The following is a 12,577-nucleotide window of genomic DNA, read 5'->3' on the forward strand; positions in this document are numbered from 1 at the left end:
GCGGGCTGTACCCGCCGCCGATCGTCATGCGGCCCGGACAGACTTGAGGAAGCCCTGGATCCGTTCGGCGAGAGTCGCGGAGCGCTCTCCCATCGTGGTCGAGGCGTTCAGGACCTCTTCCGCCATCTGGGTGGTGCGCTGCGACGCCTGGCCGACGAAGCCGACATTGTCGCTCACGTCCTGGGCCGCGGAGGCGACATCCTCGATGTTGCGGGAGATTTCCTGCGTGGCCGCGTTCTGCTCTTCCACGGCGGCGGCGATGGAGCCGGTGATGTTCTCCATTTCCTCGACCTTCGTCACGATCGACCGGATGGCCTCGACCGCGCCGGCCGTCCGGGACTGGATCGCGCCGATCTGGGCCGCGATGTCCTCGGTCGCCTTGCCGGTCTGCCCGGCGAGGTTCTTCACCTCCGAGGCCACCACCGCGAAGCCCTTGCCGGCTTCACCGGCGCGCGCCGACTCGATCGTCGCGTTAAGCGCCAGCAGGTTGGTCTGCTCGGCGATCTCGCGGATCAGGGTGACGATCTCGCCGATCCGGTCGGTGGTCTCGCTCAACGCGTCTATGACCCCCGATGTCTCGCTGGCCTGGCCCGCGGCCTCGTTGGCGACCCGGGTCGCGTTCGCGACCTGCGAAGAAATCTCGGCGATCGAGGAGGACAGTTCGGTGGTCGCGGTTGCGACCGTCTGAACGTTGGCGGTGGTTTCCTCCGTCGCGCTGGCGACGCTGGTCGCCCGCTCGCCCGACTCCGTCGCGGTGCGGGTCATCTCCCCGGACGTCTGCTGGAGCATCGCCGCGGACTGGTCGAGGCTGTCGAGAAGATTCTGGACTTCGTTGTCGAAGGAGCCGGTCAGACGTTCCACGTCGGCCGCGCGACGCAGGTCTTCCTCTTGCTTGGCCTGAACCTCCGCCTGCAATTGCTCGTTGCGGATCATGTTTTCTTTGAAGGTCTGGACCGTGCGCGCCATGTCGGCGATCTCGTCCTTCCCGTCCGTGCTGATCTCGACCGACTTGTCGCCGTCCGCCAGCCGGAGCATGCGGTCCGAGAGTCTGGCGATCGGCTTGCTGATGGAGCGGCCCACGATCAGTCCGAAAACCACGCAGGCGGCGGCGATGATCAGGATCAGCACGCCGGTGATGATCAGGGACTGGCGGTTGGACGCGAGGACCTCTGCACGCACGGTCTCGTATTCGGACCGGATGCTGTCGCGCAGTTCGGCCAGGACCGGCTCCGCCTGGGCATAGAGCTCGGAGAGCACCGTAGTCTGCTCGCCGATCCCGAGGCGCAGGGCCGTGAATTCCTTGAAGCTCGCCTCGTAGAGCGAAAGCGCCGCGAGGATGTCCTTCTTCACCTGCGCGTCGAGCGAGTCCTTGCCGTTCAGGATTTCCGTGAACTCGGCGATGCGCTTCTCGATCCGGCCGATATATTTCGGCGCGAGGCGGATGATGAAGTCCTTCTCGTGGCGCCGCATCATCAGCAGCTTCACCATCAGGTCGTCGGTCGCATGCTGCTTGATCCGCTCTTCCGCATTGTGCACGGCGGAGCGCAACTTGCCGCGCAGGCCGGATTTCTCGTCGAGGCCCATATCGCCCCAGCTCTGGGCGATGGTCGCGAACTGGGCCATGTAGGCGTCGTAATTGGCCCGGATCGTATCGAGGCGTGCGACGTCCTCTCCTGTGACCTCTGCGGCCAGGCGGTCCGAGATCGCGAGGACCTGCTCCGAGACAGCGCCATGCTGCTCGATATATTTCGTGTCGAGCCGCAGCAGGAAGTCCTTCTCGCGCCGGCGTGCATTCAGGAAGAGGCGGCCCATCTCCTGCACGTGATTGAGGCGCTCGAGGGCGATCTCCTGGCGGACGTCGTTCCGGTTCCTGATCGTGTCCTGCCAGAGAATGACGCCGCCGATGGCCACGAAACCGATCAGCGCGATGGCGCTGATGAGAAACACGCGAGTCGAGATCTTCAACTGGTTCATTGGTCCTGTCCTGTCTTGGCTGCATGAATCCCGGCCCTCGCGCATTGGAGGCAAGGCCCGGTATCCATGAAGTCAGCCGCACAATGACCGACAGGAGTTAACCAATGGTGACTGAATTGAGATAAATAATCCTAAATTAGAATATAGCAGAATATGCGGCAGCGACGGATGCGAGCCTACGTCGCTAGGCCTTCGTGGCGTCCCGCAGCGTCTTCAGCAACTTGCCATGGACGTAATCATTCGCGGCCACGACTTCGCCGCTCTCCAGGCACTTGTCCCGGTTCTTGAAGTCGGTGCAATAGCCGCCCGCTTCCTTGACGATCAGCATGCCCGCGGCGATGTCCCAGGCGCTGAGGCCGCGCTCCCAGTAGCCGTCGCAGCGCCCGGCCGCGACATAGGCGAGGTCGAGCGCCGCGGCGCCCATGCGCCGGATCGAGGAGCAGCGCGTCATCACCGCCTCGAGATGCTTCAGGTAGGTCGCGTGATCCTTGCCGCGCAGGGTCGGGATGCCGGTCGCGAAGACGCTGTCTTCCATGTTGCGGCGCGCCGAGACGCGCAGACGCCGGTCATTCAGGTAGGCGCCCTTGCCCTTTTCCGCCCAGAACATCTCGTCCCGGGTCGGCTCGTAGATGATGCCGGAGACGATCTCGCCGTCTTCCTCGAGCGCGATCGAGATCGCGAAATGCGGAATCCCGTGCAGGAAGTTGGTGGTGCCGTCGAGCGGATCGATGATCCAGCGCCGGCCCTGCGGGTCCTTGCTCTCGACCGCATTGCCTTCCTCGAGCAGGAAGCCGTATTCCGGCCGGGCCCGCTTCAGCTCGCTGGTGATGGTGTTCTCGGCCGCGGTATCGGCGGTGGAGACGAAATCCGCCGGCCCCTTCTTGGAGACCTGGAGCTGTTCCACTTCGTTGAAATCGTGCAGCAGCTGCCGGGCCGCCTTCATGGCGGATTTCACCATTACGTTGATCGCGGGCGAACGGGTCGCCATGGTTTCTCCAGTTCGGATAGGGGGAGGCAACAGCCGGCCCGGAGACCGGCGCCTTCGGTCAGTCCTTGGCGCGCTCGACGTAGGTGCTGTCCTCGGTGCGCACGACGACGCGGGTGCCGCTTTCGATATGCGGCGGCACCAGGATCTTCACGCCGTTCTCGAGCACGGCCGGCTTGTAGGAGGAGGAGGCGGTCTGGCCCTTCACCACGGCGTCCGCCTCGACGATCTCGAGCACCACGGTTTCCGGCAGCTGCACGGAGAGCGGCTCGCCCTCGTGGCTCTCGATCTGCACTTCCATGCCGTCCTGCAGGAAGACCACGTTCTCGCCGATCAGGTCCTTGGAAATCTGGGTCTGCTCGTAGGTCTCGTTGTCCATGAAGGTCAGCAGCTCGTCCTCGGCGAAGAGGAACTGGGCGGGGCGCTGTTCGAGGCGCACGCGCTCGACCTGCTCGTCGGCGCGGAAGCGCTCGTTCAGCTTGGTGCCGGAGCGGATGTCCTTCAGTTCCACCTGGTTGAAGGCGCCGCCCTTGCCGGGTTTCACGGCCTGGGTCTTCACGGCGACCCAGAGGCGGTCCTTGTGTTCGATGACGTTTCCGATGCGGATGGCGTTGCCGTTGATTTTCATGTCTCTGTCCGTCGAGCGATCGAAGTGGCCGACGTCGCGCGGAAGCGGCGCGAACGTACGCAATATCGGGTGCGGCGCGCTTTTATCAGGTTGCGCGGGCGGAGTCTATCGGTGGGGGCGGTCAGGTAGCGCGGAGCAGCTCTGCAAAGCGCTTCACTCCCGCCGCCGGCCCGTCCGAATGCTTCCAGACTGCCGTGATCACGCAGATGAAATCCGCGCCCGCCTCGATCAGCGGTTTGGCGTTGTCCTGGGTGATCCCGCCGATGGCGACGCAGGGCACGGTCGAGAACGAGGCCCAGGTCTGCAGGGTCTCGATATCGGCGTGATGCAGGATTTCCTTGGTCTCGGTCGGGTAGAAGGCGCCGAAGGCGACATAGTCGGCGCCGGCCTCCGCCGCTTCCATCGCGAGATGGATCGAGTTGTGGCAAGTCACCCCGATCATCGCCTCGTCGCCGAGGATGCGGCGCGCCTCATCGTAGGGCGTGTCCTGCTGGCCGACATGGGCGCCGTCGCAGCCGGTGACGAGGGCGAGGTCCGGGCGGTCGTTCATCAGCAGCGGCACGCCGCGCGCATGGCAGACCGGCAGCAGGGTCTCCGCCGCGCGCTTGACCTCGTCGTCGGAGGTGTCCTTCAGGCGGAGCTGCAGGCAGGCCACCGGCCCGGCGTCGAGGGCCGCCGCGAGGTCCTCGGCGAAGGCATCGATTTCGATCTTCGGCGGGGTGATCAGGTAAAGCTCGCAGCTCTGAGCGGACATTGGCGCCTCTTCCTTGTGAAAACGGCGCCCGCCCTTTCGAGCGGGCGCCGCATCAAGCGGGTATGGGCGGAGGTTTACGCCTTGCCCTTGTAGATGTCGATGATCGTGTTGAGCATCGCCATGGCGTCCTCGCGCGGACGCTGGAAGGTGTTGCGGCCGATGATGGAGCCGTTGGCACCGCCGTCGCGCAGGCCGCGGATCTCGTTGTAGAGACCGTCGAGATCCTTCGCCTCGCCGCCGGAGAAGACGACGATGCGGCGGCCGTTGAAGCAGGACTTCACGACATGCTCGATGCGCTCGGCCAGGGTGCCGATGGCGATCTTGTTGGTCTCGTAGGACTTCTTCGCGGCCTCGAGCTCGAGATGCTCGGTCGGCGGCTTCACCTTGATGATGTGGGCGCCGAGCAGGGCGGCCATGTGGGCGGCATAGGCGCAGATATCGACCGCGGTCTCGCCCTTCTTGGTAAGGTCGCCGCCGCGCGGATAGGACCAGACCACGACCGCGAGGCCGTAGGCCTTGGCTTCCTCGGTCATCTCGCGGATCTGCCCCATCATCTCGAAGGCATTGTCGGAGCCCGGATAGATGGTGAAGCCGATGGCGGAGCAGCCGAGACGGACCGCTTCCTGCACCGAACCGGTCAGCGCCTGGCTCGGGCCGTCCTTGTCGCGGGCGAGGCTGTTGGAGCTGTTCACCTTCAGGATCGTCGGGATCTGGCCCGCGAAGGTGTCGGCGCCGGCCTCGATCATCCCGAGCGGCGCGGCATAGGCGGAGAGACCCGCATCGATCGCCAGCTTGTAGTGATAGTGCGGATCGTAGGCGTCCGGGTTCGGCGCGAAGCTGCGGGCCGGGCCGTGCTCGAAGCCCTGGTCGACCGGCAGGATCACGAGCTTGCCGGTGCCGCCGAGCTTGCCCTGCATGAGGATGCGCGCGAGGTTCGCCTTGGTGCCCGGGCAGTCGCTTTCATAGCCGTCGAGGATACGCTTGACGCGCTGGGTGATTTTCATCGCCGTTGTCCTTCCCTTTGCTTTCTAGAGCGTCGCCGCAACCGCTGCGGTGGTGTCCAGCATGCGGTTGGAGAAGCCCCATTCGTTGTCGTACCAGCTGACCACGCGCACCAGCTTGCCCTCGATCACCTGGGTCTGCTTCAGGTCGAAGGTGGAGCTGTTCGGATTGTGATTGAAGTCGATGGAGACCAGCGGCTCGTCATTGGTGCCGAGGATGCCCTTCAGTGTGCCGTTGGCGGCGTCGGCGATCGCCTTGTTGACTTCCTCCACGGAGGTCTCACGCTTGGGCACGAACTTGAGATCGACGAGGCTGACATTCGCGGTCGGCACGCGGATGGAGGAGCCGTCGAGCTTGCCGGCGAGTTCCGGCAGCACGAGGCCGACGGCCTTGGCGGCGCCGGTGCTGGTCGGGATCATCGAGGTCGCCGCGGAACGGGCCCGGTAGAGATCCTTGTGCATGGTGTCCAGCGTCGGCTGGTCACCGGTATAGGCGTGGATCGTCGTCATGTAGCCGCGCTCGATGCCGATGGCATTGTTTAGCACATGGGCGACCGGCGCGAGGCAGTTCGTGGTGCAGGAGGCGTTCGAGATCACGGTGTGCCCGGCGGTGATCTGGTCGTGGTTCACGCCGTAGACGACGGTGAGGTCGACGCCGGTGCCCGGAGCCGAGATGATCACGCGCTTGGCGCCGGCCGAGATGTGCTTCGCCGCATCTTCCTTCTTGGTGAAGAGGCCGGTGCACTCGAGCACGATGTCGACGCCGAGTTCCTTGTGCGGCAGGTTCGCCGGATCGCGCTCGGCGGTCACCTTGATCGGGCCCTTGCCGTAATCGATGGTGTCGTCGCCGACCTTCACGTCGAACGGGAAGCGACCGTGGTTGCTGTCCCATTTCAGCAGATGCGCGTTCGTCGCGACCGGTCCCAGATCGTTGATGGCGACGACCTTGATATCGTCGCGACCGCTCTCCGCGAGTGCCCTCAGAACCAGACGGCCGATCCGCCCGAACCCGTTGATGGCAACATTGACGCTCATCAGATTTCCTCCTGAACTTCACGCTCGTACAAGAACGCCGCCCCGTCGGGGGGCGGCGATGGTGGGATTATCCCAGACGCTTCTTGACCTCGGCCACAACGGCATCGCTGGTGATGCCGAAATGTTTGTAGAGGTCGCCGTATGGCGCGGATGCGCCGAATGAGTTCATGCCGACGAAGATGCCGTCGAGCCCGATCAGGCCGTCCCAGCTCTGCCGGATGCCGGCCTCGACCGCGACCATGACGCTGCCGGAGCCGAGCACCTTCTCGCGGTAGGCGGCGTCCTGCGCGGCAAAGCGCTCGATCGACGGCATGGAGACCACCGCGGTGGCGATGCCGTCGGCCTCGAGAGCCTCTTTCGCGGCGAGCGCGATCTCGACCTCGGAGCCGGTGGCGAGGATCGTCGCCTTGCGGGCGCCCGAGGCCTCGGCCAGCACATAGCCGCCCTTGGCCGAGAGGTTTTCGGAGATGCTCCCGTCTCGCACCGTCGGCAGACCCTGGCGGGTCAGCGCGAGGATCGACGGGCGATGCTCGTCCTCGAGCGCGGTGAGCCAGCATTCGGCCGTCTCGATCGCGTCCGCCGGGCGGAACACGTTGAGGTTCGGGATCGCGCGCAGCGCAGTCACGTGCTCGACCGGCTGGTGCGTCGGGCCGTCCTCGCCGAGCCCGATGGAATCGTGGGTCATGACGTAGATGACGCGCAGGCCCATCAGCGCCGAGAGGCGGATCGACGGACGGCAATAGTCGGTGAAGACCAGGAAGGTGCCGCCGTAGGGGATCAGTCCGCCATGCAGCGCCATGCCGTTCATCGCCGCGGCCATGGCATGCTCGCGCACGCCATAATAGATGTAGTGGCCGCTATAGTCCCCGGCCTTGACCGCGTCCTGGCCGCCGACCCTGGTGTTGTTCGAGCCCGTGAGGTCGGCCGAGCCGCCAACCAGTTCCGGGATCGCCGGCTGCAGCGCTTCGAGAGCCTTCTGCGAGGCGACGCGGGTGGCGAGCTTCGGCTTCTCGGCCGCGTGCTTGGCGATCAGATCCTTGATCGCCTTTTCTGCATCGGCGGGCAGCTTGCCGGACATTGCCGCATCGAAGGCTTTGCGGGTCGCGGCGTCGGTGCCGTCATAGCGCGCGGTCCAGGCGACATGCGCACCGGCCCGCTCGGCGCCGATGGCGCGCCAGGCGTCCAGCACCTCGGCCGGGATCTCGAACGGTCCGGCGCTCCAGCCGAGATTCTCGCGTGCGCCGGCGATCTCGTCGCTGCCGAGCGGGGCGCCGTGGGAGGAGGACTTGCCCTCCTTGGTCGGCGCGCCGAAACCGATCCTGGTGCGGCAGGCGATCAGGGAGGGGCGGTCGTCGGCCCGTGCGGCCTCGATCGCGGCGGAAACCGCCTCGGGATCGTGGCCGTCGACCCGGCTGGTGTCCCAGCCATAGGCCTCGAAGCGCATCATTTGGTCGTCGGAGACGGAGAGATCGGTCGAGCCGTCGATCGAGATGCCGTTATCGTCGAACAGCACGATCAGCTTGCCGAGTTTCAGGTGCCCGGCCATCGAGGCGGCCTCGTGGCTGATGCCTTCCATCAGGCAGCCGTCGCCGGCGATGACATAGGTGTAGTGGTCGACCAGTTCGTCGCCGAAGCGGGCATTGGTCATGCGCTCGGCGAGCGCCATGCCGACGGCATTGGCGAAGCCCTGTCCGAGCGGGCCGGTGGTGGTTTCGACGCCCTCGGTATGGCCGTATTCCGGATGGCCCGGCGTCTTCGAGCCGAGCTGGCGGAAATTCTTGATCTCGTCGAGCGTGACGTCGTCGTAGCCGGTCAGGTGCAGCAGCGAATAGATCAGCATCGAGCCGTGGCCGGCGGAAAGGATGAAGCGGTCGCGGTCCGCCCAGTCCGGTGCTTTCGGATCGTAGTTCAGGAATTCCGAGAACAGCACGGTCGCGACGTCAGCCATGCCCATCGGCATGCCGGGATGGCCGGACTTGGCCTTCTCCACCGCGTCCATCGAGAGCGCGCGGATGGCATTCGCGAGCATGTCGTGCGAAACGGCGCTTCCCGGACCGTCGCTTGCAGCAGAAGATGTCGTATTCATGAGCGTCAATCGTGTTCGGCGGCGCCCTTCCCCGGAGAGGTCCGGACGGGAGGCCGCATCTGATGAACGGGGCGGGCGCACAAGGTGGTCTCGGCCCCGGAAAAGGCGGGGTGAAAATGCCGTCCTGCCCTCGCGCAGTCAACTCTGGAGTTAGGTGCGAACGACGTGCCCTACAGAGGCCGCGCGTTGACGCCTTGATATTGCAGTTTGTATGCTGCCGCCGCCGGGCGCGGGACGCCCGAAAAACAAGCGTTGTTAAGGACAGGACCGGATGTCCCGACTCGATTCCGCCGCCGCGCGCCTCGAAGCCGCCATCGAACGGCTCGACACCGCCGCGCACAAGGCTCTCGAACTCAGCTCCCGCTCTGCCGAATTGCAGGCGGAGCTCGATGCGGCCAAGAAGGAATATGCCGAACTCTCCAAGGTCACCGATGAGGTCAGCGAGAAGCTGGACAAGACCATCGGCCGGCTGAAATTCGTGCTGGAAGGATAAGGCGGTGGCCCAGGTCGAGATTACCATCAACGGGAAGAACTACCGCATTGCCTGCGAGGACGGGCAGGAGAGCCGGATCGCCAGCCTTGCCGCCATGGTGGATTCCCATGTGAAGGATCTGGTCGAGCAGATCGGCCAGATCGGCGACACGCGTCTTCTCGTCATGGCCTCGCTGCTGATCGCGGACGAGCTCGTGGACCTGCGCGAGATCGAGGGCGAGATGGCAACCGAGACCGGGGGAACCCCGCTCGGCGAGAGCGAGGAGAAGATCGCCGCGGCACTGAATGCGATGGCCGGACGGATCGAGAGCATTGCAGACCAGCTGGAACGCGCCTAGATATGTCCCCGGACGGTAGCTGCGCGATGCGTCAGGCCTCACAATCCCTGGGGCTATAAACGATCCTTCGGGAGCTGTCTCTGCCGGAACCGTGGTTCCGGTATGCGGCGCCCACCTGCTTTGCAGGCCACAGAGGATTACTACGGCCAACGGTCGTTGCGGCGCCGTTCAGACTCATTCCAGACGAAAGACGGCCCTTGCCGGATCCCGCCACGAATTCCCCGACATCGACTGACCGAATGGACGCCGACAAGGCTGCGTTGCGAAAGACGACGGAAGCGCGCCGGCAGCAGGCGCACGCCGCGCTTTCGGAGCGCGCAAGGGACCTTGTCCGTGATAGTTTTCTGGAGAGCTTCGAGTTTTCCCCATCGTCCGTGGTTGCGGCCTACTGGCCGTTCCGCTCCGAGATCGACCCGCGTCCGCTGATGCTTGCCCTGCATGCGAGAGGACACCGGATCGTGTTGCCGGTGGCCGTGCGGACGGCCGCGCCGCTCGACTTCCGGCTCTGGGGCCCGGGGGCGCCTCTGGTCAAGGCCGGGCTTGGCGGTCTGGTGCCTGATATCGGCGCTCCCGAACTCGAGCCGGACACCTTGCTTGTTCCGATGCTGGCCTTCGACGATGCGGGTTATCGGCTCGGCTATGGCGGCGGGTTCTACGACCGGACCCTCGAGAAATTGCGCGCGGCGGGGCCTGTTCGCGCGATCGGCCTCGCCTACGAGGCACAACGCGTTGCCGCCATACCCCGCGAGACGACCGACCAGCAGCTCGACGCGGTGGTGACCGAGGCTGGCGTCACCCACTTCAGGAAAGCCTGAACGATGCGCGTTCTTTTCCTTGGCGATGTCGTCGGTCGTGCCGGGCGCGAGGCGGTGCAGGACCGGCTGCCCGAGCTGCGGGAGCGGCTCGCGGCGGATTTCGTCATCGTCAACGGCGAGAATTCCGCCGGCGGTTTCGGCATCACGCCGGAGATCGCGGAAGCACTGTTCGATGCCGGCGCCGATGTCGTCACCACCGGCAACCATGCCTTCGACAAGCGCGAGATCCTGACCTATTTCGATGCCGAGCCGCGCCTGCTGCGTCCGGCGAACTACCCGCCGGAGACGAACGGCAGGGGCAGCGGCCTGTATGCGACGCGGGACGGTCGCCATGTGCTGGTCGCAAACATCGCCCTGCGCCTCTTCATGGACAGCGCCGAATGCCCCTTCCTCGCCGCCGAGAAGATCGTCGAGGAATGCCCGCTCGGCTACGGCGCCGACTTCATCTTCATCGACATGCATGGCGAGGCGACTTCGGAAAAGCTGGCGCTCGGCCATTTTCTCGACGGTCGGGCGAGCGCCGTGGTCGGCACCCACACCCATGTCCCGACGGCGGATCACATGGTCCTTCCCGGCGGCACCGCCTACATGACCGATGCCGGCATGTGCGGGGCCTATGACGGCGTGATCGGCATGAAGAAGGAGGCGCCGGTGGAGCGCTTTCTATCGAAGACCGCGCGGCCGCGCCTGGAGCCCGCCGACGGCCCGGCGTCCGTCTCCGGGATCCTGATCATTAGCGACGACGCGACCGGCCTGGCGACGGCGGCGGAACCGGTGCGCCTCGGCGGCCTTCTTTCCGAAACGCTGCCGGATTGCTGACGTTCCGGCTGCTTGACCACCCTCTCCGTCCGGCGCATCGTTTCCGTCCTTCCCTATCGACCCGGCGCGGTCGCATTTTCCCGCCGTTCCCGTGCCCGGTTCCGAATATGCGTCCAGGAGAGACATCATGTCGAATGCCGAGCTGATCTGGGATCTCGTCGACGAACATCGCGAGGATTTCATTGGCCTGTCCGACCGGATCTGGGGCATGCCCGAGATCGCCTATACCGAATACCGCTCCGTCGAGGAGCACCGGAAGATGCTGGAGCAGTATGGCTTCAGGGTGACAGAGAATGTCGGCGATATCCCCACCGCAGTGATGGGCGAAGCCGGCGATGGCGGCCCCGTGATCGCCGTGCTCGGCGAGTATGACGCGCTCCCGGGACTCAGTCAGGTCGCCAACATCGCCGAGCCGAGAGAGGTCGAGCCCGGCGGGCACGGCCACGGCTGCGGGCACAACCTGCTCGGTTCCGCCGCGATGCTCGCCGCCGCCGGTCTGAAGGACTGGCTGGAAAAGACCGGAACGCCCGGCCGCGTGCGCTACTACGGCTGCCCGGCGGAAGAGGGCGGAGCGGCGAAGGCCTTCATGGCCCGTGCCGGAGCTTTTGACGATGTCGACGCGGCGGTGACCTGGCATCCGGCCGGCGTCACCCGGGTCGGGCTCGCCAACTCGCTTGCCAACACGCGGATCGATTTCTCGTTCCATGGCCGCTCCAGCCACGCTTCCAGCGCGCCCCATCTCGGGCGCAGCGCGCTCGATGCGGTGGAACTGATGAATATCGGCGTCAACTACATGCGCGAGCACATGCCGTCGGACGCCCGCATCCACTATGCGATGCTCGACGGCGGCGGTGTCGCGCCGAACGTGGTGCAGGGCTTCGCCAAGGTGCGGCACGCGGTCCGGGCGCGGGACCTCGCGGGCATGCAGGAGCTGGTCGAGCGGGTGAAAAAGGTCGCAGAGGGCGCTGCCCTGATGACCGAGACGAAGATGACATGGGAAATCGTCAGTGCGGTCTCCAACATGCTGGCGAACGCGCCGCTCGAGAAGGCGCTCTTCGAGAACATGCAGCGCCTCGGTCCGGTGCCCTTCGATGCCGAAGACCGGAAATACGCCTCCGAGATCCAGGCGACATTGACCGAACAGGACATCGTCAACGAGTACCGCAAGGCCGGTGTGGAGGAAAAAGAAGACACACCGCTCTGCGACTTCATCGTGCCGCTCGACGTCAAGGGCGTTTCCATGCCGGGCTCGACCGACGTCTCCGACGTCAGCTGGGTGGTGCCGACAATCGAGGCGCGGGTCGCGACCCAGGCGATCGGCACGCCGGGCCATTCCTGGCAGATGACGGCGCAGGGCATGGCACCGGCGGCGCACAAGGGAATGATCTATGCGGCCAAGGTGATGGCGGGGACGGCCGTGGATCTGATCCGGGACGAAGAGCTCATGGCGGCGGCCAAGGCCGATCACGCGGCGAAGACGGCGAAGACGCCCTATCGTTGTCCGATCCCGGAGGACGTCCAGCCCCCGATCCAGCCCCGCCCGGCGTAGGTGCCTCGCGCGGGCCGGGCGGCCTGAAATGGTTTTCGACGGAAATTATTTCGTCCGATAGACATTGGACCGCGACGGATTAAACTCTTTCGTACGTTTCC

12 protein-coding genes and 1 other RNA gene are annotated in these 12,577 nt (G+C 65.5%); 6 read left to right on the forward strand and 7 right to left on the reverse strand.

Going from position 1 to position 12,577, the window contains the following annotated elements:
• Positions 1–24: 24 nt before the first annotated feature.
• From ACOOE1_RS16960 to tkt, 7 genes are all read right to left on the reverse strand, one after another.
• On the reverse strand, positions 25–1,974 hold the full coding sequence (locus tag ACOOE1_RS16960) for a methyl-accepting chemotaxis protein (RefSeq protein ID WP_420403383.1): 1,950 nt from the start codon (positions 1,972–1,974) through the stop codon (positions 25–27).
• A 184-nt stretch (positions 1,975–2,158) separates the two neighbouring features.
• A complete protein-coding gene (locus ACOOE1_RS16965) occupies positions 2,159–2,962 on the reverse strand; it encodes an inositol monophosphatase family protein (protein ID WP_420403384.1) in 804 nt (267 codons plus the stop codon).
• A gap of 58 nt (positions 2,963–3,020) precedes the next feature.
• On the reverse strand, positions 3,021–3,587 hold the full coding sequence (efp, locus tag ACOOE1_RS16970) for an elongation factor P (RefSeq protein ID WP_420403385.1): 567 nt from the start codon (positions 3,585–3,587) through the stop codon (positions 3,021–3,023).
• A 121-nt stretch (positions 3,588–3,708) separates the two neighbouring features.
• The gene (gene thiE, locus ACOOE1_RS16975; protein WP_420403386.1) at positions 3,709–4,341 is read right to left on the reverse strand and encodes a thiamine phosphate synthase; all 633 of its coding nucleotides are present in this window, start codon (positions 4,339–4,341) and stop codon (positions 3,709–3,711) included.
• A gap of 74 nt (positions 4,342–4,415) precedes the next feature.
• Positions 4,416–5,345, reverse strand: coding sequence for a class I fructose-bisphosphate aldolase (locus ACOOE1_RS16980; protein WP_420403387.1), 930 nt, complete (start codon positions 5,343–5,345; stop codon positions 4,416–4,418).
• A gap of 24 nt (positions 5,346–5,369) precedes the next feature.
• Positions 5,370–6,377 (reverse strand): type I glyceraldehyde-3-phosphate dehydrogenase, encoded by a 1,008-nt coding sequence (gene gap, locus ACOOE1_RS16985; RefSeq protein ID WP_420403388.1) that lies wholly within the window; start codon positions 6,375–6,377, stop codon positions 5,370–5,372.
• 67 nt (positions 6,378–6,444) lie between these two features.
• On the reverse strand, positions 6,445–8,463 hold the full coding sequence (gene tkt, locus ACOOE1_RS16990) for a transketolase (RefSeq protein ID WP_420403389.1): 2,019 nt from the start codon (positions 8,461–8,463) through the stop codon (positions 6,445–6,447).
• 271 nt (positions 8,464–8,734) lie between these two features.
• Here tkt and ACOOE1_RS16995 point away from each other — a divergent pair, with 271 nt between their 5' ends.
• From ACOOE1_RS16995 to ACOOE1_RS17020, 6 genes are all read left to right on the forward strand, one after another.
• Positions 8,735–8,956, forward strand: coding sequence for a hypothetical protein (locus ACOOE1_RS16995; protein WP_420403390.1), 222 nt, complete (start codon positions 8,735–8,737; stop codon positions 8,954–8,956).
• A 4-nt stretch (positions 8,957–8,960) separates the two neighbouring features.
• The gene (locus tag ACOOE1_RS17000) at positions 8,961–9,293 is read left to right on the forward strand and encodes a cell division protein ZapA (protein WP_420403391.1); all 333 of its coding nucleotides are present in this window, start codon (positions 8,961–8,963) and stop codon (positions 9,291–9,293) included.
• Between the two features lie 13 nt (positions 9,294–9,306).
• Positions 9,307–9,462: non-coding RNA, 6S RNA (gene ssrS, locus ACOOE1_RS17005), on the forward strand.
• Positions 9,463–9,532: 70 nt separating this feature from the next.
• Positions 9,533–10,108 carry a 5-formyltetrahydrofolate cyclo-ligase gene (locus tag ACOOE1_RS17010; RefSeq protein WP_420403392.1) on the forward strand — a complete coding sequence of 192 codons (576 nt, stop codon included), beginning with the start codon at positions 9,533–9,535 and terminating at the stop codon, positions 10,106–10,108.
• A gap of 3 nt (positions 10,109–10,111) precedes the next feature.
• Positions 10,112–10,927: a TIGR00282 family metallophosphoesterase gene (locus ACOOE1_RS17015; RefSeq protein ID WP_420403393.1), complete on the forward strand. Its 816-nt coding sequence runs from the start codon at positions 10,112–10,114 to the stop codon at positions 10,925–10,927.
• Positions 10,928–11,054: 127 nt separating this feature from the next.
• Positions 11,055–12,476, forward strand: coding sequence for a M20 family metallopeptidase (locus ACOOE1_RS17020; RefSeq protein ID WP_420403394.1), 1,422 nt, complete (start codon positions 11,055–11,057; stop codon positions 12,474–12,476).
• Positions 12,477–12,577: the final 101 nt, after the last annotated feature.

It is taken from the genome of Nisaea sp., assembly GCF_965216895.1.
Lineage (GTDB): Bacteria > Pseudomonadota > Alphaproteobacteria > Thalassobaculales > Thalassobaculaceae > Nisaea.

Bases quoted from the DNA above. Each gene is read 5' to 3' on its own strand.
- ACOOE1_RS17020 (WP_420403394.1), top strand. From the start codon at position 11,055: ATGTCGAATGCCGAGCTGATCTGGGATCTCGTCGACGAACATCGCGAG.
- ACOOE1_RS17015 (WP_420403393.1), top strand. From the start codon at position 10,112: ATGCGCGTTCTTTTCCTTGGCGATGTCGTCGGTCGTGCCGGGCGCGAG.
- ACOOE1_RS16960 (WP_420403383.1), bottom strand. From the start codon at position 1,974: ATGAACCAGTTGAAGATCTCGACTCGCGTGTTTCTCATCAGCGCCATC.
- ACOOE1_RS16995 (WP_420403390.1), top strand. From the start codon at position 8,735: ATGTCCCGACTCGATTCCGCCGCCGCGCGCCTCGAAGCCGCCATCGAA.
- ACOOE1_RS16965 (WP_420403384.1), bottom strand. From the start codon at position 2,962: ATGGCGACCCGTTCGCCCGCGATCAACGTAATGGTGAAATCCGCCATG.
- thiE (WP_420403386.1), bottom strand. From the start codon at position 4,341: ATGTCCGCTCAGAGCTGCGAGCTTTACCTGATCACCCCGCCGAAGATC.
- gap (WP_420403388.1), bottom strand. From the start codon at position 6,377: ATGAGCGTCAATGTTGCCATCAACGGGTTCGGGCGGATCGGCCGTCTG.
- ACOOE1_RS16980 (WP_420403387.1), bottom strand. From the start codon at position 5,345: ATGAAAATCACCCAGCGCGTCAAGCGTATCCTCGACGGCTATGAAAGC.
- efp (WP_420403385.1), bottom strand. From the start codon at position 3,587: ATGAAAATCAACGGCAACGCCATCCGCATCGGAAACGTCATCGAACAC.
- ACOOE1_RS17010 (WP_420403392.1), top strand. From the start codon at position 9,533: ATGGACGCCGACAAGGCTGCGTTGCGAAAGACGACGGAAGCGCGCCGG.
- tkt (WP_420403389.1), bottom strand. From the start codon at position 8,463: ATGAATACGACATCTTCTGCTGCAAGCGACGGTCCGGGAAGCGCCGTT.